The organism is Actinomadura meyerae (genome assembly GCF_900188445.1).
Lineage (GTDB): Bacteria > Actinomycetota > Actinomycetes > Streptosporangiales > Streptosporangiaceae > Spirillospora > Spirillospora meyerae.
On record NZ_FZOR01000074.1, the window covers coordinates 1 to 18,366 of the forward strand.

The 18,366-nt window shown below is 73.3% G+C and carries 19 protein-coding genes; 5 read left to right on the top strand and 14 right to left on the bottom strand.

Going from position 1 to position 18,366, the window contains the following annotated elements; all coding sequences use genetic code 11:
* The 4 genes from CHF16_RS38430 to CHF16_RS38445 all read right to left on the bottom strand — a co-directional run.
* Positions 1-518: branched-chain amino acid ABC transporter permease (locus CHF16_RS38430; protein ID WP_143228334.1), on the bottom strand; the 518-nt coding region annotated here is incomplete at its 3' end.
* A 12-nt stretch (positions 519-530) separates the two neighbouring features.
* The gene (locus tag CHF16_RS38435) at positions 531-1,772 is read right to left on the bottom strand and encodes an ABC transporter substrate-binding protein (RefSeq protein ID WP_089331128.1); all 1,242 of its coding nucleotides are present in this window, start codon (positions 1,770-1,772) and stop codon (positions 531-533) included.
* A gap of 85 nt (positions 1,773-1,857) precedes the next feature.
* The gene (locus tag CHF16_RS38440; RefSeq protein WP_089331129.1) at positions 1,858-2,559 is read right to left on the bottom strand and encodes an ABC transporter ATP-binding protein; all 702 of its coding nucleotides are present in this window, start codon (positions 2,557-2,559) and stop codon (positions 1,858-1,860) included.
* Complete coding sequence (locus CHF16_RS38445; RefSeq protein ID WP_089331130.1) at positions 2,546-3,319, bottom strand: ABC transporter ATP-binding protein; 774 nt, start codon at positions 3,317-3,319, stop codon at positions 2,546-2,548. The genes CHF16_RS38440 and CHF16_RS38445 overlap by 14 nt, the downstream gene beginning before the upstream one ends.
* A 273-nt stretch (positions 3,320-3,592) precedes the next feature.
* On the opposite strand from CHF16_RS38445, the gene CHF16_RS38450 reads away from it, so the two are divergent.
* The gene (locus CHF16_RS38450) at positions 3,593-4,981 is read left to right on the top strand and encodes a tannase/feruloyl esterase family alpha/beta hydrolase (RefSeq protein WP_089331131.1); all 1,389 of its coding nucleotides are present in this window, start codon (positions 3,593-3,595) and stop codon (positions 4,979-4,981) included.
* On the opposite strand, the gene CHF16_RS38455 is transcribed toward CHF16_RS38450, so the two are convergent.
* Both CHF16_RS38455 and CHF16_RS38460 read right to left on the bottom strand, forming a co-directional pair.
* Positions 4,974-6,161, bottom strand: coding sequence for a cytochrome P450 family protein (locus CHF16_RS38455; RefSeq protein ID WP_089331132.1), 1,188 nt, complete (start codon positions 6,159-6,161; stop codon positions 4,974-4,976). The genes CHF16_RS38450 and CHF16_RS38455 overlap by 8 nt on opposite strands.
* Positions 6,161-6,970 carry an SAM-dependent methyltransferase gene (locus CHF16_RS38460; RefSeq protein ID WP_245869798.1) on the bottom strand — a complete coding sequence of 270 codons (810 nt, stop codon included), beginning with the start codon at positions 6,968-6,970 and terminating at the stop codon, positions 6,161-6,163. Before CHF16_RS38460 ends, CHF16_RS38455 begins: the two co-directional genes overlap by 1 nt.
* Before the next feature lie 167 nt (positions 6,971-7,137).
* Here CHF16_RS38460 and CHF16_RS38465 point away from each other — a divergent pair, with 167 nt between their 5' ends.
* Together CHF16_RS38465 and CHF16_RS38470 are read left to right on the top strand one after the other, a co-directional pair.
* Positions 7,138-7,578 carry an SRPBCC family protein gene (locus CHF16_RS38465; RefSeq protein ID WP_089331133.1) on the top strand — a complete coding sequence of 147 codons (441 nt, stop codon included), beginning with the start codon at positions 7,138-7,140 and terminating at the stop codon, positions 7,576-7,578.
* On the top strand, positions 7,575-8,138 hold the full coding sequence (locus CHF16_RS38470) for an NUDIX hydrolase (RefSeq protein ID WP_089331134.1): 564 nt from the start codon (positions 7,575-7,577) through the stop codon (positions 8,136-8,138). Before CHF16_RS38465 ends, CHF16_RS38470 begins: the two co-directional genes overlap by 4 nt.
* A 23-nt stretch (positions 8,139-8,161) precedes the next feature.
* Here CHF16_RS38470 and CHF16_RS38475 read toward each other — a convergent pair whose 3' ends face one another.
* The 8 genes from CHF16_RS38475 to CHF16_RS38510 all read right to left on the bottom strand — a co-directional run bounded on the left by CHF16_RS38475 (position 8,162) and on the right by CHF16_RS38510 (position 16,547).
* Entirely contained in the window at positions 8,162-9,643 is a 1,482-nt protein-coding gene (locus CHF16_RS38475; protein WP_089331135.1) for a hydrogenase large subunit, read from the bottom strand.
* Positions 9,643-11,118, bottom strand: coding sequence for a proton-conducting transporter transmembrane domain-containing protein (locus tag CHF16_RS38480; protein ID WP_089331136.1), 1,476 nt, complete (start codon positions 11,116-11,118; stop codon positions 9,643-9,645). Before CHF16_RS38480 ends, CHF16_RS38475 begins: the two co-directional genes overlap by 1 nt.
* Positions 11,115-11,777 (bottom strand): hypothetical protein, encoded by a 663-nt coding sequence (locus tag CHF16_RS38485; RefSeq protein WP_089331137.1) that lies wholly within the window; start codon positions 11,775-11,777, stop codon positions 11,115-11,117. The genes CHF16_RS38480 and CHF16_RS38485 overlap by 4 nt, the downstream gene beginning before the upstream one ends.
* Positions 11,774-12,718 carry a respiratory chain complex I subunit 1 family protein gene (locus CHF16_RS38490; protein ID WP_245869799.1) on the bottom strand — a complete coding sequence of 315 codons (945 nt, stop codon included), beginning with the start codon at positions 12,716-12,718 and terminating at the stop codon, positions 11,774-11,776. The genes CHF16_RS38485 and CHF16_RS38490 overlap by 4 nt, the downstream gene beginning before the upstream one ends.
* A complete protein-coding gene (locus CHF16_RS38495) occupies positions 12,715-14,748 on the bottom strand; it encodes a proton-conducting transporter transmembrane domain-containing protein (RefSeq protein ID WP_089331138.1) in 2,034 nt (677 codons plus the stop codon). Before CHF16_RS38495 ends, CHF16_RS38490 begins: the two co-directional genes overlap by 4 nt.
* Positions 14,745-15,230, bottom strand: coding sequence for an NADH-quinone oxidoreductase subunit B family protein (locus CHF16_RS38500; protein ID WP_179271923.1), 486 nt, complete (start codon positions 15,228-15,230; stop codon positions 14,745-14,747). Before CHF16_RS38500 ends, CHF16_RS38495 begins: the two co-directional genes overlap by 4 nt.
* Before the next feature lie 91 nt (positions 15,231-15,321).
* Complete coding sequence (locus CHF16_RS38505; protein WP_089331145.1) at positions 15,322-15,681, bottom strand: ArsR/SmtB family transcription factor; 360 nt, start codon at positions 15,679-15,681, stop codon at positions 15,322-15,324.
* A gap of 137 nt (positions 15,682-15,818) precedes the next feature.
* Positions 15,819-16,547: a hypothetical protein gene (locus CHF16_RS38510; protein ID WP_089331139.1), complete on the bottom strand. Its 729-nt coding sequence runs from the start codon at positions 16,545-16,547 to the stop codon at positions 15,819-15,821.
* Between the two features lie 156 nt (positions 16,548-16,703).
* Here CHF16_RS38510 and CHF16_RS38515 point away from each other — a divergent pair, with 156 nt between their 5' ends.
* Positions 16,704-16,988, top strand: coding sequence for an FmdB family zinc ribbon protein (locus CHF16_RS38515; protein WP_089331140.1), 285 nt, complete (start codon positions 16,704-16,706; stop codon positions 16,986-16,988).
* Positions 16,989-17,027: 39 nt separating this feature from the next.
* Positions 17,028-18,275 (top strand): formamidase, encoded by a 1,248-nt coding sequence (gene fmdA / locus CHF16_RS38520; protein ID WP_089331141.1) that lies wholly within the window; start codon positions 17,028-17,030, stop codon positions 18,273-18,275.
* The last annotated feature ends 91 nt before the right edge of the window (positions 18,276-18,366 follow it).

The window sequence follows — 18,366 nt, forward strand, 5'->3', positions numbered from 1 at the left end:
GGCTTCTCCGTCGCCGCCCGCACGATCATCCCCACCCGCGTCCGCGTCAGCACCACCCACACACCACCGCACACCACCACCGACACCACCAACACAAACACCTGATAGGCGGGATAGGTGAACAGCCCCAGGTCGACCGTCCCGCCCAGTTGGGACGGCCTGGGGTAGGGCTGGGAGTTGACCCCGTACTGCCGCTTCACCAGGTCTTGCAGGATCAGCGCCAGCCCGAAGGTGAACAGGAAGTTGTAGAGCGGATCCAGCGGCGCCAACCGCCGGATGAACGCCCGTTCCAGGACGGTCCCCGCCACGCCCAGCACCAGCGGCACCAGGACGAGCGCCGGCCAGAAGTTCAGGCCGAGCGAGTCCAGCGCGATGAACGCCCCGAACGCACCCAGCATGTAGAACGCGCCGTGCGCGAGGTTGACGACGCCGAGCATCCCGAAGATGACGGCCAGGCCGAGGGCGAGCAGGGCGTAGAACGCCCCGCCCACCAGCCCGTTGAACGCCTGTTGCAGCACCTCAGGCCCGCCTCACAGCTTGCAGGCCGCGTCCGGCTGCGGCTGGAACGCCTCCGCCGCCGGGACGGTCTTCAGGACCTTCTCGTAGTCCCACGGCTCCTTGACCTCGGAGGACGGCTTCACCTGCGACAGGTACGCGTCGTGCAGCAGCAGGTGGTCCGCGGCGCGGATGGTCGCGTTGCGCGCGAACATGTCGTCGATCTCGGCGCCCTCAAGTTGCGCGACGACCTCGTCCGGCTTGTCGGTGCCGGCGCGCTGCACGGCCTCCAGGTACTGGAGCGCCGCCGAGTAGTTGGCGCCCATGTTGGACGTGGGGCGCTTACCGGTCTTGGCCTGGAACTTGTCGGCCCACGCACGGGACCTGTCGTCGAGGTTCCAGTACCACATGTCGGTGTGCTGGACCCCGGCCAGCGCGTCCGGGCCGAGCGAGTGGATGTCGCTGAGGGACAGCAGCCCGACCGCGAGGCGGACTCCCTTGTCGCGCAGCTTGTACTCGTTGTACTGCTTCACCAGGTTGACCAGGTCACCGCCCGCGTGCATGCTCCCGAGCACCTGCGGCTTGGGGTCCAGGCCGGGCGCCTTCAGCAGGAACGTGGAGAAGTTGTCGTTCGGGAACGGCGTCGGGTCGCTCTTGACCACCGTCCCGCCCGCGCTCTTGATGGCCGCGCCGAACGTCTTCTGCATGTCCTGCCCGAACGCGTAGTCCGGGTAGACCATGTACCAGTTCTTGAGGCCGTCCTTGGTGACCTCGGAGCCCGTGCCGTTCGCGAGCATGTAGCTGTTGTAGCCGTAGTGGAAGGTGTACTTGTTGCACTGCTTGCCCTCCAGCTCGGTGCTGGCGGCGCCGACGTCGATGAACACCTTCTTCTTGTTCTTCGCGATGGTGGCGACGGCGAAGGCCGCGGACGAGGTCGGGACGTCCACGATCAGGTCGGCCTTCTTGCGGTCGTAGAGCTCCTGCGCCTTGGAGTTGGCGATCTCCGGCTTGTTCTGGTGGTCGGCGGCCTCGACCTCGATCTTCTCCGCGACCGCCTTGCCGCCGTACTTCGCCCGGTAGTCGGCCACCGCCATCCTGACCGCCTCGACGGTGGCGCGGCCGGAGGTGTCGGCGTAGATGCCCGACGCGTCGTTCAGCACGGCCAGCACCACCTTGCCGTCGCTGATCTTCCCTCCGCCGCCGCCCGGCCCGCCCCCGCAGCCCGCCAGCAGCAGCCCGGCGGCGGCCAGGCCGCAGCTCCAGCCCATGATCCTCATACAGGCGTCTCCTCTGTTCGCGGACGGTCGGCCGTCCACACGGTCGGCGGGTCCCACACGGTCGGCACTTCGGCTCCGGGCACGGTCAGATCCCGAGGTAGTCGAGAAGCTCGTGCTCGCGCTCGCGGACCTGGCCGCTGTCGAGCGACTCGACGACGCGGCCCTCGGCGAGCAGGTAGTGGCGGTCGGCGACGGTCGCGGCGAAGTGCACGTTCTGCTCGACCAGCAGGACGGTCACCCCGGCGGCCTTGACCTCGCGCAGGATCGCGCCGATCTGCTGGACGATCAGCGGCGACAGTCCCTCGGTCGGCTCGTCGCACAGCAGCAGCCGCGCCCCCGTCCGCAGCACCCGCGCCAGCGCGAGCATCTGCTGCTCACCGCCCGACAGCTTCGTCCCGGGAAACCGCCGCCGCTCCTTCAACCGCGGGAACGTCTCGTACACCCGCTCCAGCGGCCAGGACCCCTCGCCCATGCGCGGCGGCAGCGTCAGGTTCTCCTCGACCGACAGCGTGGCGAAGATGCCGCGGTCGTCCGGGACGTAGCCGAGGCCGCGACGCGCGCGCTTGTGCGGGCTCAAGCCGCGCATGTCCGCGCCGCTGAGCGAGATCGTGCCCGTCGTTCTGCCATGGGTGTCGTGCAGGCCCATCAGGCAGCGCAGCAGCGTGGTCTTGCCGGCGCCGTTGCGTCCGACGAGCGTCACGATCTCACCCTGATCGACGTGCAGGGACACATCGCGCAGGGCCTGCGCTTCACCGTACCAGGCCGACAGTCCGTCAACGCGCAGCATGCGAGTCCCCCAGGTAGGCAGTGACCACACGCGGGTCATGACGGATCTCGGCATACGGCCCCTCGACCAGAACCCGACCGTGCTGAAGCACCGTCACCCGGTCCGCCAGGCTCGCCACCACACTCATGTTGTGCTCGACCAGAACGACCGTCCGCCCCGCGCGAACCTTCTTGATGAGCTCGACCGTCCGGCCGACGTCTTCCACGCCCATACCGGCGGTCGGCTCGTCCAGCAGCAGGACCTTGGGGTCCAGCGCGAGGGCCAGCGCCAGCTCCAGCGCGCGCTTGCTCCCGTACGACAGGGAGGCCGCCGGGACGTCCGCCTGCTCCTCCAGCCCGACCTGGGCGAGGAGTTCCCCGGCGCGCCCGGCGAAGCGGTCCAGCGCCCGGTCGGACCGCCAGAACCGCCAGCCGAGGCCGGTGCCGCTCGCCAGCGCCAGCTCCATGTGGCGGCGCGGGGTGAGTTCGGCGAACAGGCTGGTGATCTGGAACGAGCGCGCCACACCCAGCCGCGCGATCGCCTCCGGACTCCGCCCCGCCAGCTCATGCCGCCCCAGCCGCACACTCCCCGCCGACGGCTTCAAGAACCCCGTCAGCAGGTTGAACAACGTCGTCTTGCCCGCACCGTTCGGCCCCACCAGCGCATGCACCGACCCCTCCCCCACATCCAGGTCCACACCGTCCACGGCACGGAAACCGCGGAACTCCCGGACCAGACCCCGCGCCTCCAGCACCGGGCCCCGCGGGACGGGATCGCCCATGCGCCCTCCTCACGCGTCGTGGCGTGACCCGCACCACACCCGGGCCGCCGTGACCGTGAACGCTAGGCGGCGGCCGGGCCGGCGAGCCAGGTGATCGGGCACATATTCGGGCGTCCCGCTATGAGTCCGCACACATCGGCAGGCCCGTGCCACCACCGGACGCGGGCCGAGAGTGTGCTCGGGAACGTGGCCCCGCCGCCCGCCGGTCGCACAGCATGGCTTCTCGCACGGGGCCGACCGGCGAGCCCCGTTCCCACCCCCCGGAGGCCGCACATGCCCGTCGTCCGCAGACCCTCCGCCCTCTCGGCCCTGCTGGGCCCGCTCCTGGCCGTCCCCCTGGTCGCGATGGCCGCGCCGTCCGCGCACGCCGGCGCCCGCTGCGCCCACCTGGACCGGGTGCGCGTCCCCGGCGCGGAACGGCAGGTCGCCGCCTGCCTGGACGACCTGACCACGGCCGGGACGGTCGCGTCCGGGCACACCGTCAAGGTCCAGTGGACGGGGCTGCACGCGGCGGCCACCGCGAACCCGAGCGGCGTGCCGGGGATCCAGATCGACGGTTACTTCCGGGACGGTTCCTCGTTCAACACCACCCACGGCTGGAACCACGACTCGCAGTTCGTGATCCGGCTTCCAGAGCGGTGGAACGGCGGGCTGGTGGTGTCCGGGGCGCCGGGGACGCGGCTCCAGTACGCCAACGACTTCACCATCTCCGACTGGGTGCTGGCGAAGGGGTACGCCTTCGCCTCGACCGACAAGGGCAACAACGGCCCGACGTTCTTCCAGGACGGCCGGCGCCCCGGTGACGCCATCGCGGAGTGGTACCGCCGGATGACGCAGCTCACCGTCGCCGCCAAGGCGACGGTGGCCCGCCACTACGGCAGGCCCCTGCGCCGGACGTACGCGGCCGGCATCTCCAACGGCGGCCAGCTCGTGCGCAAGGCCCTGGAAGACCACCCCGAGCTGTACGACGGCGGCCTGGACTCCGAGGGCACGTACTGGCCGCGGGACGGCGGAAACAACGCGCTGGTCTACCTGCCGGTGGCGCTGCGCAACTACCCGAAGTACGCGTCGACCGGCGACCCGGCGGCGCACGCCGCGATGCTGAAGGCCGGTTTCGCTCCGGGCTCGGAGTTCCTGTGGGACTTCAACTACAGCGCCCTGTGGGACGGCACCCAGCGCATCTACCGCGAGGAGGTCGACCCGGCGTACGACGGCGACCTGGAGGCGGGCGTCCCGTACTGCGAGAGCGGGACGCCGGACTGCGACACCGACTACCGCTACTACACGCGTCCCGAGAGCGTCCACAGGACGGTGGAGCGGCTCGGGATGACCGGCCGCATCGGCAAGCCGATGATCACGGTGCAGGGGACGCTGGACGCGCTGCTCCCGATCAGGGTCCACGGCGACGCCTACGACCGCAAGGTCCGGGAGCGGGGCAGGGGCGCGCTGCACCGCTACTACCGGATCGAGGGCGCCTCCCACCTCGACCTCGAATACGACATGTTCCCGGACCGGATGCGGCCGCTGCTGCCCTGCATGCGGACGGCGTTCGACGCCCTCGAACGCTGGACCGCCCCGCGCGGCGGCCAGGTGCCCCCGCCCAGCGCGACCGTCCCCCGGCCCGCGTCCGGCGACGTCGTCAACGCCTGCGCGCTCAGCTGATCCGGACCGGCAGGGCGACCAGGCCCCGGACGATGGAGCCGGTGCGGTGGTGCCGCAGGTCGGCGTCCGGGACGGCGAGGGCCAGGTCGGGGAAGCGCTCCAGCAGGCCGCCGATGGCGACCTGGCCCTCAAGCCGGGCCAGAGGCGCGCCGAGGCAGAAGTGGATGCCGTGGCCGAAGGCGACGTGCCGCTTGGGGGCGCGCGTCACGTCCAGCCGGTCGGGGTCGTCGAACACGGCCGGGTCGCGGTCGGCCGCGCCGAGCGAGACGTGCACCCACGCGCCCTTGGGGACGAAGGTGCCCGCGATCTCCATGTCCTCCAGGGCGACGCGCTGGCTGGCCCGCTCGACCGGGCCGTCGTAGCGCAGCAACTCCTCGACGGCGGCCGGCAGCAGCTCGGGCCGGGACCGGAGCAGCTCCATCTGGTCCGGGGCCCGGAGCAGCGCGAGCACGCCGTTGCCGATGAGGTTGACCGTGGTCTCGTGCCCGGCGATGAGCAGCAGCGCGATGCCGGCGAGCAGCTCGGCCTCGGTGAGGGACGCGTCCCCGTCGCGGGCGCTGATCAGCGCGCTGACCAGGTCGTCCTCCGGACGGGCCCGGCGCTCGGCGATGACCTCGATCAGGTAGCCGTTGAACGCGCGGGCGACCTCGCGGCGGTGGGCGCGGGCCTCCGGCGTCAGCGCCGGGACGGTCAGCACGGCCGTCCACTCGCGGAACCGGGCCCGGTCGGACGCGGGCACGCCGAGCAGCTCGCAGATGACCTGCACCGGCAGCGGGACGGCGAGGTCCTCGATGAGGTCCGCCTCGCCGCGCGCCGCGACGGCGTCCAGCAGCCCGGCGGTGATCTCCTGGACGCGGGGCCGCAGCCGCTCCACCCGCCGCGTGGTGAACGCCTTGGCCATCAGCCCGCGCAGCCGGGTGTGGTCGGGCGGGTCCATGGCGAGCATCGTGCCGCCGAAGAACTGCTCGCCGTCCACCGGCACCGCGCTGTGCGCGACGTCCTTGGACAGCCGCGGATCGCTCAGGGCGGCGCGGCCGTGCTCGTGGTCGACCACCAGGAACGCGGTGGCGCCCTCGGGGAAGTCGATCCGGTGCACCGGCCCGGACGCCCGCAGCTCCGCGTAGGCGGGGTAGGGGTCCTCACTGAACGCGCGGCCGAACAGGAAGCCGAGCGGCAGCATCACACCACCCGGCCCACGGCGGCGAGGAACCCCGGCCGGGACATGTCGGACCGGAACGGCTCGGCGTCCGGCCGCCAGTCGGCGACCTGGACCAGGCCGGGCCCGACCAGCTCGGTGCCCCGGAAGAACTCCGCCACCTCGCCGACCCCGCGCGGGATGATGTCGCCCGCCCCGGTCCGGCCGTAGGCGGAGCGGACCCGGTCCTCGACGTCCTGCGTGACCTCTCCCGCGTGGCCGTGCGAGATGGCCAGGTAGCTGCCGGGCACCAGCGGCGCGCGCAGCCGCGCCACGATGTCGGCGGGACGCTCCTCGTCCGGGATGAAGTGCAGGATGGCGAGCAGCAGCAGCCCGACCGGCTGCGTGAAGTCGATCCGCGCCTTGACGTCCGGGTGGCCGAGGATCGTGTCCGGCTCGCGCAGGTCGGCCTGCACGACGGTGGTCAGCGGGTTGTCGGCCAGCAGCGCCCGCGCGTGCGTGAGGACGATGGGGTCGTTGTCGACGTAGACGACGCGGCAGCCGGGGGCGGCGCGCTGCGCGACCTCGTGCACGTTCTCCTGCGTCGGCAGCCCGGACCCGATGTCGAGGAACTGCCGGACGCCGTGCGCGGCCATCATCGTCACCGCCCGCGACAGCAGCGCGCGGTTGGCGCGGGTGAACTCCAGGACGTTCGGCATCGCCGCGACCACCTGGTCGGCGGCGGCGCGGTCGGCGGCGAAGTTGTCCTTGCCGCCGAGGTAGTAGTCGTACATCCGGGCGACGCTCGGGATTTCCGGGTCGATCACCCATTCCGGATGATGCTCATCGCTCACGACGAACCTCCCCTCCGGGTAGCGATCGGATGATTCTAGGGGCGTGGACCGCACAATTTTCGATCTTCAGCAACATCATGGGGCATTCCTGGAAAACCACCTGGTCAAGGCGCCGGCGCGCCTGCCCCGCGGCGCTGCCGGTCCGCCACGATGCGATGATGGGCCGCATGGGAAAAGTCGTGGTCACCGCGGAAGCGACGTTGCAGGCGAGCCCGGCGCGAGTGCTCGACGCACTCGGCGACTACACGGGCGTGCGGTCCCGGATGCTGACCGAGCACTTCAGCGAGTACGAGGTGCGGGAGGGCGGCCAGGGCGCGGGCACGGTCGTGCACTGGAAGCTGGCGGCCACCAGCAAGCGGGTGCGCGACTGCCTGTTCACCGTCAGCACCCCCGATGAGAACCGGATCGTCGAGAAGGACGCCAACTCGTCCATGGTCACCACCTGGGCGGTCTCCCCGGCGAACGGCGGCGCGCGGGTCGAGGTCACGACCACCTGGGACGGCGCGGGCGGCATCGGCGGGTTCTTCGAGCGCACCTTCGCGCCCAAGGGCCTGCGGAGCATCTACGACGCGCAGCTCGCGAAGCTGGGCGCCGAAGTCGCCACGTGACGAGCGCCCCGCCCGGCGGCCCGCCCCGGCCGGAACGGCGCGACGCGGACGGCCCGGAGCCCGGTGAGCGCTACCGCCGGCGCACCGCCCGGGTCCTGCTGGTGGACGACGCCGGCCGCACCCTGCTGTTCCGCTTCCCGCTGTCCTTCGGCGACCCCGCGGCGGGCCACTGCTGGATCACCCCGGGCGGGGGCGTCGAGCCCGGCGAGACGCTGCGCGCCGCGGCGGCCCGCGAACTGCGCGAGGAGACCGGGCTGGTCGTCCCGCCCGGCGATCTCGGCCCGCGGGTCGCGGTGACGTCCGGGCACGCGGACCTCGGCTGGTCCAAGGGCCTGTTCCGGGACGACTTCTTCTTCTACCGGACGGCCGCCGGCGAGATCGACACCGAGGGGTTCACCCCCATCGAGCGCGAGCACATGGGCGCGCACCGCTGGTGGACGCTCGACGAACTCGCCGGGTCCGGGGAGACGGTCTACCCGCTCGGGCTCGCCGGGCTGCTCGCGGACCTGCTGTCCGGCACCGTCCCGGCCGAACCCGTCCGCCTCCCCTGGCACCACTGAGCCCCCGCACCGGCTCCCTCCCGTTACAGGTCGTTGCCGGCGTAGGAGAGGTTGAAGCTCTTGTTGACCAGCGGGAAGTCGGGGACGATCGCGCCGCTGAGCGCCACCGGGAGGGCGGGCCAGTTGAAGAACGACGGGTCCACGATCTTCACGCGGGAGAGCGTGCCGTCCGGGGCGAGTTCGACGCGGTGGACGATGGTGCCGCGCCAGCCCTCCACGATCCCGGCGCCGGACGTGCTCCGGGCGCGGGTGGTCGGCGGCCACGCCGAGATCAGACCGGGGTTCATCGCGTAGGCGAGGTCGCGGACGATCTCGATCGAGACGGCGATCTCGCGCACCCGGATCTGGAACCGGGCCAGCACGTCGCCGGTGGTCTCGGTGGGGACGTCCAGTGCCGGCCGCAGGTCGGTGAAGGGGTGGTCGCGGCGGGCGTCGGCGTCCACGCCGCTCGCGCGGGCGGCCGGGCCGAGGACGCCGAGGTCGCGCGCGGCGGCGGTGGGCAGGGGCGCGGTGCCGGTGAAGCGGTCCGCGACGACGGTGTGCCCGAGCGCGAGGGCGGCGAGTTCGGCGATCTCGGCGCCGATGGCCTGGAGGGCGGCGGGGTCGGGCACGGCGCGCAGGACGGCGCCGCCGAGCACCACCCCGCCGCGCAGCAGCCGGTGGCCGGTCACGCCGGCGTTGAGCCTGAGCAGCCGCTCGCGGACGCGTCCGAACTGGGCGTTCAGGATGGAGTGGCCGACGTCGTTGCAGAGCGCGCCGAGGTCGGTCACATGGTTGTAGAGGCGTTCGAGTTCGAGCAGGAGGGCGCGCCTGCGCTGCGCGCCCGGTGACACCGAGCACCCGGCGGCGTCCTCGACGGCGAGGCAGAAGGCGAGGGCATGCCCGACGGTCGTGTCGCCGCTGACGCGTTCGGCGAGGGCCAGCGCGTCGTCCGGCGGCCGCCCCTGGAACAGCTTCTCCAGCCCCTTGTGGACGAACCAGAGCCGCGCCTTCAGTTTGAGGATGCTCTCGCCGACGACGGAGAACCGGAAGTGCCCCGGCTCGATCATCCCGGCGTGCACCGGCCCGACCGGGATCTCGTACACGCCGGGCCCGTCGACCCGGACGAACGGGTAGGGGCCCATGGGGTCGCCGAACGGGGGCGGCGGCCCGGCGTCGGCGCGCATCGGGTACCAGCCGCGCGGCCAGTGGTGGTGCCGGACGAGCCGGCGCGGCAGCGGATGCCCGGTCGGGACGATCCCGTACAGGTCGTGCATCTCCCGTTCGAACCGCCCGGCGGGGAAGCTGATCCCGGCGAGGGTCGGCACGGCCGGGTCGTCGCGGTCGAGGCGGACGTGCAGCTCGGTGCGCCGGTCGGGTCCGGGCGCGGTGAACAGGTAGACGGCGCGGAGGCCGTCGCGGTCCTCGTGGGCGGCGGCCAGGGCGAGGCGGTGCCCGCCCTCCAGCAGGGCGGCGGCGCGCTCGCGCAGCCGCGCGGGGTCGATGTCGTCGGCGGTCGTGGTCATCATCGCGCTCCGAGGACGGCGGCGGCGTCGAGCAGCAGCCCGTGCAGGGGGCCGAGGCCGATCCCGATCGCGGCGCAGACGGGCAGGCCGAGCAGCAGGGCGGCCGCCGCGCCGAGCGGCGGGCGGGCGGGCAGGGTCGCGGCGCCGGGCCCAGTGCGCGGGCCGCCGAGCAGCATCCGGGCCGTCCCGGCGGCGGTGGCGGCGGTGGCGGCGAGCAGCAGCGCGAGCACGGCGGCGACGGCCCAGCCGAGCCCGGCGGCGAACCCGGCGCGGAACATCGCGAGCTCGCTGGCGAACAGGCTGAACGGCGGGAAGCCGAGCAGTGCGAGCACGGCGGCGCCGAACGCGCCGGCGGCCAGCGGGGCGCGGGCGGCGACACCGCGCGCGGCGTCGACGCGGCTGCTCCCGGCGGCCCGCTGGAGGTGCCCGGCGGCGAGGAACGCGACCGTCTTGGCGAGGCCGTGCCCGAGCGCGTGCAGCAGCACGGCGGCCATGGCGAGCCGGGTCCCGATCGCGGCGCCGAACGCCATCAGGCCCATGTGCTCGATGCTGGAGTAGGCGAGCATCCGCTTGTAGTCGCGCTGGCCGAGCAGCAGGGCCGCGGCGAGCGCGAGGGAGGCCAGCGCCGCGGTCAGCAGCAGCGTCCGGACGAACCCGGGGCCGAGGGCCGCGTCCGCGATCGTCTTGACCCGCAGTACGGCGTAGAGCGCGACCGGCAGCAGGGCGCCGGACATGAGCGCGGACACCGGCGCGGGCGCCTGGCCGTGCGCGTCCGGCAGCCAGGCGTGCAGCGGCGCGAGCCCGGCCTTGGCGCCGAAGCCGAGGACGAGCAGCGCGACGGCGATGCGCGTGACGTCGGGGTCGAGGCGTCCGGCGTGGGCGGCGAGGTCGGCCCAGCCGAGGGAGCCGGCGGCCGGGACGTGGGCCTGCTCGGCCGCGAAGTGCAGGAGCACGACGCCGAGGAAGGCGAGCGCGATCCCGGCCGAGCAGATCACGACGTACTTCCAGGCCGCCTCGGTCGCGTTGCGGGTGCGGCGGTGCCCGACGAGGAACGCGGACAGGACCGTCGTCGCCTCGATCGCGACCCACAGCATGCCGAGGCTCGCGGACAGCACGGCGAGGGCCATCGCGGCGACGAACGCCTGGATGAGGGCGCCGTACCGGCGCGCGTCGCGCGGGGCCGTCCCCTCGGCGGCCAGGTGGCCGGGGCTCGCCAGCATCGCGGGCAGCGCCACGGCGCCGATCACGATGAGCATGAACGCGCTGAGCGCGTCGGCGCGCAGCAGGCCGCCGATCGCGGTCCGCGGGCCGGACGCGGCGAGCGCGATCCCGCACGCGAGCACCGCGGCGGCGGCGGTGGCGCCGAGCCAGGACGTCCCGCCGAGCCAGGACGTCCCGCGGCGCCCGCCGAGGGCGGCGAGGCACGCGGCGGCCAGCAGCGGCACCCCGATCGGGGCGATCAGCAGCAGGGTCATCGGTCGCGCAGCTCCCGCAGGTCGTCGAGGTCGGTGTCGCCGAAGGCGGCCCGCATCCGCGCGGTCAGCACCTGGAGCACCAGCACCGCCAGCAGGACGTCGAGGGAGACGCCGAGCTCCACGACGAGCGGCACCCCCGAGGCGGTGAGGAACGCGACCGCGGTGATGCCGTTGTCCATGAGCAGGAACCCCACGATCTGGGACACGGCGCGGCGCCGCGTCACCAGGACGAAGAGCCCGATCAGCACGACGGTGAGCGCGACCGGCACGGCGTGGGTCGCGGGTGTCGGGTCGAGCCGCACGATGGGGCGGGTGACGGCGTAGCAGAGCAGCCCGAGCAGCGCCGCGACGGTCAGCGAGGCCGCCACGTTGACGAGCGGCTGCGTCTCGCGGCTCGTCCCGCTCCCGGCCAGGGCGCGGCGCAGCAGCCACGGCAGCAGCAGCGCGCGCAGCGCCCCGACGCCCGCGGCCAGCGCCAGCACGCCGGCGTCGCCCTCGTGCCGGCCGAGGACCGCGATGAGCAGCGCGAGCGCCGCGCCCTGCAGCGCGAACAGCCGGACGATCGCGGCGAGGTCGCGGCGCCACAGCACGAGGATCCCGGCGAGCAGGAAGGCGCCGCAGGACGCGTTGAGGAGCTGCACGTAGGTCGTGTGGTTCACGGCGCCACCAGGAAGAAGGACGAGGCCACGGCGAACAGGGCCAGCACGAACGAGCCGGCGAGCAGTTCCGGCACCCGGAACATGCGGAGCTTCGCCATGAACACCTCGGCGGCGGCGAGCGCGGCGCCCGCCGCCGCGACCTTGGCCGCGACGGCCGCGGCGCCGAGCGGCAGCAGGGCGAGGGAGTCCCCGGCGACGCCCCACGGGACGAAGAGGTTCGACAGCAGGCCGAGCAGGACGGTCAGCCGCATCGCCGACGCCCACTCGACGAGCGCGAGGTCGGGCCCGGCGTACTCCAGCACCATCGCCTCGTGGATCATCGTCAGCTCGAGGTGGGTGGACGGGTTGTCGACCGGCATCCGCCCGGCCTCGGCGATGACGACGACCACCAGCGCCACGAGGGCCAGCAGGCTCGCGGGGAACACGGCGCGCTGCGGGTCGTCGAGCGTCGAGGTGACGATCGCGCCGAGGTTGGTGGACCCTGCGCGCACCGACAGCGCGAACGTCGACAGCAGGATGGTGGGCTCCACGAGCGCCAGCACGACCATCTCGCGGCTCGCGCCCATGCCGCCGAACGCCGTGCCGGTGTCGAGGGCGGCGAGCGCGAGCGCGACCGTGCCGAGCGCGAGCAGCGCGGTCACGGCGAACAGGTCGGCCGCCCCGTCCAGCGGGGACCGGGTCGTGACGAGCGGGACCACGGCCGCGACGACGAGCGTCGACCCGGCGAGGACGAGCGGCGCCGTGCGGAACAGCGGGCCGGTGCCGTGCGGCGTGATCGGCTCCTTGCGCAGGAGCTTGCGGAGGTCGCGCCACGGCTGGAGCACGCCGGCCCCGGCGCGTCCCTCGGCCCGCGCGCGGACCTGCCGCATCAGCCCGGCGAGCAGCGGCGCGCCGGCCGCCACGAGGACGACCTGGAGCACCGTCCCGACCACCCCGCTCACCGGACCACCGCCAGCGCGATGAGCAGGCCGGTCACCGTGTAGAAGCCGTAGCCGACGTAGCGGTGCACGCTGCCGTTGGCCAGGGCGCGCGCCGCCTCGCCGGTCCGCGCCGCGGCCGCGAGGACGGGACGGTACAGCCGGTGCTCGACCCGGTCGCCGATCCGCGTCCGGTAGGTCACGCTGTCCACGAGATAGGCCGACTCCTTGAGCGGGGTGACGTCGAGGTCGGTCTCGGGGGCGAGGACGTCGTCGAAGACGCGCTGCAGCGGCTCGGCGAACGAGGTCGCGGTGTACTCCATGCGCGCGGTCATGGGCCCGGCGCCGCAGTCCCACAGCCGGGCGGAGCGGCGGGCCGTCCGGCGGGTCGCGGCGGCGCGCAGCAGCGCGAGCAGCCCGATCGCGGCGACCAGCAGGAACGCGGCGATGAGCAGCGGCGAAACGGTGCCGGAGAGCCCGGCGAGGCGGAGCGTCACCGGCCCCGCCACGGCGTCCGGCCCCGGGACGGCGCCCAGCCCCGGCATGGCGACGGCGACCGGCCGCGCGACCGCCGGCAGGACGAGCCCCGGCGACAGCGCCAGGACGGCGCAGCTCGCGGCGGCCGCGGCCATGCCGGCCAGCATCGTCGCGGGCGCCTCGCGGGCCCGCTCGGCCGCCGCGCCGCGCGCCCGCGCGAGGAACCCGACCCCGAACGCCTTCACGAACGTGGCGATGGCGAGCCCCGCCGACAGCGCCACCGCCGCCACGGCGAGCGGCATCGTGACGGCGGTGAGCGTCCCGCCGGCCGGCAGGGCGTGGACGAGGCTCTGCAACAGCAGCCACTCGCTGACGAACCCATTGCCGAGCGGGAGCGCGGACGCCATCAGGGCGCCGAAGCCGAACAGCGCCGTGGTCGCCGGCATCCGGGTGCGCAGGCCGCCGAGGGCGTCGAGGTCGCGGGTGCCGGTCGCGTGCAGGACCGATCCCGCGGCGAGGAAGAGCAGCGTCTTGAAGCCCGCGTGGTTGACGACGTGCAGCAGCGCGGCGGTCAGCGCGAGGGCGGACAGCGTGTGCGCGCCCGACGCCGCGAAGAGCCCGGACGCCCCGGCGCCCACCAGGACCAGGCCCATGTTCTCGCAGGTCGAATAGGCCAGGAGCCGTTTGAGGTCGGCGGACACGGCCGCCTGGAGGATGCCGTACACGGCCGACGCGCCGCCCAGCGCCAGGACGACCAGCCACCACCACGCGGGCCCGCCGCCCAGCAGGTCGAACCCGACCCGCACGATCCCGTACACGCCGAGGTTGACCATGGCCGCGCTCATCAGCGCCGATACGTGGCTGGGCGCCTCCGGATGGGCGCGCGGCAGCCACACGTGCAGCGGGGCGATCCCGGCCTTGGACGCGAAACCGGCGAGGACCGCGAGGAACACGGCGCCGCGTCCGGCCGGCGGGAGGCCGTCCGCCGCCTCGCGGAGCCGGTCGAACGACTCGCCGTGGGCGGCGGCCGCGAAGCCGGCGAGCCCGGCGAGGATCACCACGAGCCCGAGATGCGTCATGACCGCGTACCAGAGCCCGGCCGTGCGGACCTCGTCCCGGCCGCGGTGCTCGGCCACGACCAGCAGCAGGGACGCCAGCGCCATCAGCTCCCACGCCAGCAGGAACGTGCTCACGCTCGCCGCCGCCGGGACGAGGACCATGGCCGCCACGAACACCGGCGGCATCGCCTGCGGGACGCGTCCGCCCAGGTCGCCGTGCCGGGTGTAGCCGATCCCGTAGACGGCCGCGCACACCGCCACCGCACCCGTCACGGCGAGGAAGAGGCCGCCCAGCGGGTCCAGCGCGAGCCGCACGCCCGCGAGCGGCAGCAGGCCGGGCAGCCGGGCGCTCCACTCCCCGCCCAGCATCGCGGCGGTGCCCGCGACGGCGGCGGCCGCTCCCCCGGCGGCCGTGAGCGTCCCGGCCGCGACCCGCCGGGCCCCGCGCGGCAGGACGAGCCCGGCCACCGCCGCGGCCAGGTTCAGGACGAGGGCCGCCGCGAACGCGGTGGACGTCATCGGCCGGTCAGCCCGCGCAGCGCCGCGGTGATCGCCTCGGGCTCGGGCGGGCAGCCCGGCACCTCGACGTCCACCGGGACGACGTCGCCGACCGCGCCGGCGACCCCGTACGCCTCGGCGAACACGCCGCAGTTGCGCGCGCAGTCACCGAGCGCGATGACGACCTTCGGCTCGGGGACGGCCTCGTAGGTGCGGCGGAGCGCCGCCTCCATGTTCCGCGTGACCGGCCCCGTCACCAGGAGCGCGTCGGCGTGCCGGGGCGAGGCGACCAGCCGCGCGCCGTAGCGCTCCGCGTCGTGCACCGGGCCGAACGCCGAGGCGATCTCCACCTCGCAGCCGTTGCACGAGCCCGCGTCCACATGCCGGACCTGGACCGATCCGGCGAGGTCGCGGGCACGCTCGGGAAGCGCCGGCGCGGGCGCGGGGGGCGGGTCCTCGGCGGCGCGCCCGGTCGTGCGGATCTTGCGGAACAGGTCTCTCACACGGGTCCCCGGAGATCGGTAGCTACATGCGCAATTGCCAATTTTAGCAACTCATAAGCATGCAAAGTCCGTCGTTCCGGGCGGCCGCCCGTCAGCCGTGCTCGCGCGCCCGCCCGCGGGCGGGACCGGAGGCGCGCATCTCGTCCAGCAGCTCCGCCTGCCCGGACAGCACCCCGGTCAGGATCTCCCTGGCCACCGCGAGCAGCTCCGCCACGCGCGGGCTGGTCAGCGAGTAGATGACCGTCGCCCCCTCCTTGCGGGAGGCGACGAGGCCGGCCCGGCGCAGGACCGCGAGCTGCTGCGACAGGTGCGCCGGCTCGATGCCGACCTCCGGGAGCATCTCGGCCACCGCGTGGTCGCGCTCGCTCAGCAGCTCCAGCACCCGGATCCGCGCCGGATGCCCCAGCGTCTTGAAGAACTCCGCCTTCAACTGGTATAGCGGAGCGCTCACCGCGACCACCCGCGGACCAACCGTGGCACCATCTCCTGGCTCTCCCCGCCGGAGTAGCAACATGACAAATCGTCAAGGTTAGCAACCCGTGCCCACCGGGTTCCGGCGGCGGCCCGGGGCCGCCGCCGGGGCGGAATTCAGCGGACGTCGATGTAGTCGTCGCGCGACTTCTGCCGGTCGAAGTTGCTCGTACCGGGGAAGTAGGCCCGCCAGACGCCGTCCCGCTTGGCCTTGAAGCCCTTGCGGAAACGGCCGTCCTTCGCGGTCTTGGTGGACCCCATGTACGACCACGACGACGAGCCCCGGGCCTTGAAGTAGACCCGGATCGTCTTGCCCGGGTACGCGGTGTACCCGAGCCCCAGGTTGCCGACGCGGCGCAGGCGGCCCGAGACGTAGAGCGTGCGGCCCTTGCGGATCGGCTCCGGCGCGGCGTTGTAACTCTGGATGACGGTGTCGAACTTCTCGTACCAGTACTTCTCGCGGCTGCCGAGGGCCTTGCCGCTCTTGCTGTAGGCGACGACGCGGACCCGCCACTTGCCCAGGTCGTCGATGGTGGACGGGCAGCCCACGCCCCAGCCGACCTGCTGGCCCGGCAGGACGCGCTTGTAGACGGGCCAGGTCGTGCCGTCGGGCTCGATCACGGTCGCCTTGGAGTAGGCGACGCCGCTCCCCTTCGTGCCCCAGGCCCACACGTCCATGGCACAGGACTTGTCGTACTCGCCCTTCCCCACGGACACGGCCTTCGGGACCTCGATCCGGAACTGCAGCGCCGCGGCCTCGGCGGTGCCCGCGACGCCTCCGGCGAGGAGGCCCCCACCGGTCGCCAGCGCGGCGATCCCGGCGGCAAATCTGGAATACCTCGACATATCACCCCAACTCATAGACCAGCCCTGATCATGGCAGCGGGCGGGGGCGATTTCCACCGAAATACCACTCTCCGGACCATCCGGTGTCCCGTTTATCGGCCGTTCTCCGCGGAATGGTCCGCCGTGGAGGCATCGGGCACCGGTATTGGAGGCGGCATGGCGGTCTATCGGTACCGGTGCGCGGCGTGCGGACCGTTCGACGTCTCCCGGCCGATCGGGACGGCCGGGTCGGCCGAGCGCTGCGCGTCCTGCGGCGGCGAGGCGCCTCGCGTCTTCACTCCGCCGCTGCTCACCCGCACGCCCCGGCCGCTCGCGCGCGCCTACGAAGTCCAGGAGGCCAGCGCGCACGAACCCCGCGTGGTCACCCGTCCCCCGGCGGCGGCCCCGCGCGCGCCCGCGAGACCCGCCGACCCCAGGCACGCACAACTCCCCCGGCCTTGACCGCAGTAAGGAAACGCAGGCAAATCACCGGAGGAAAAGATGCCCGAGGTCGTGTTCAGCGTCGACCAGTCGAAATCCATGCGCGACCAGAGAGTGCCCGGTCACAACCGGTGGCATCCCGACATCCCCGCGGCGGCGACCGTCCGGCCCGGGTCGGAGATCCGCATCGAGTCGCGGGAATGGATGGACGGGCAGGTCGGCGACAACGACTCGGCCAACGACATCCGGGACCTGGACCTGAACGTCAACCACATGCTCAGCGGCCCCATCGCGGTCGAGGGCGCCGAGCCCGGCGACCTCCTCATCGTGGACGTCCTCGACATCGGCCCCGTCCCGCAGGAGAAGGGCCCCGTCGCGGGCCAGGGCTGGGGCTACACCGGCATCTTCGCCCGCCACAACGGCGGCGGGTTCCTCACCGACTACTTCCCCGACGCCTACAAGGCCATCTGGGACTTCCACGGGCAGCAGGCGACCTCGCGCCACCTCCCCGGTGTGCGCTTCACCGGCATCGCCCACCCCGGCCTGTTCGGCACGGCCCCGTCCGCCGACATGCTGCGCCGCTGGAACGCCCGCGAGCAGGCCCTCATCGACACCGACCCCGGCCGCGTGCCGCCGCTCGCCCTGCCGCCGCAGCCGCTGGAGGTGCTCGCGGGCCATCTCGACGGCGCCGACCTGGAGCGCATCGGACGCGAGGGGGCCCGGACCGTCCCCCCGCGCGAGAACGGCGGCAACCAGGACATCAAGAACTTCAGCCGCGGCTCGCGCGTGTTCTTCCCGGTGTTCGTCCCCGGCGCGCTGCTGTCCGGCGGGGACCTGCACTTCAGCCAGGGCGACGGCGAGATCACGTTCTGCGGCGCCATCGAGATGGGCGGCTTCGTCGACCTGCACATCGACCTCATCAAGGGCGGGATGGAGAAGTACGGCGTCACCACCAACCCGGTCTTCATGCCGGGCAACGTCGAGCCGCGCTACGACGAGTTCATCTCCTTCATCGGGATCTCGGTCGACCACGAGACGGACACCAACCACTTCACCGACGCCACGCTCGCCTACCGGAACGCCTGCCTGAACGCCATCGAGTACCTGAAGAAATTCGGCTACACCGGCGAGCAGGCGTACCTCCTGCTCGGCTCGGCCCCGATCGAGGGCCGGCTCAGCGGCGTCGTGGACATCCCGAACGCCTGCTGCTCGCTCTACCTGCCGACGGCCGTCTTCGACTTCGACGTCCGCCCCACGGCCGACGGCCCGCGCCGCGTCGACCGCGGCCAGTGCGCCGTGACCTCCTAGGGCGTGTCTCAAAGGCAGGTCAGCCAGTCGTTGATGACGGCGATGTGGAGGACGGCCTCGTAGCGGACGGCGAGCTTGTCATACCGCGTGG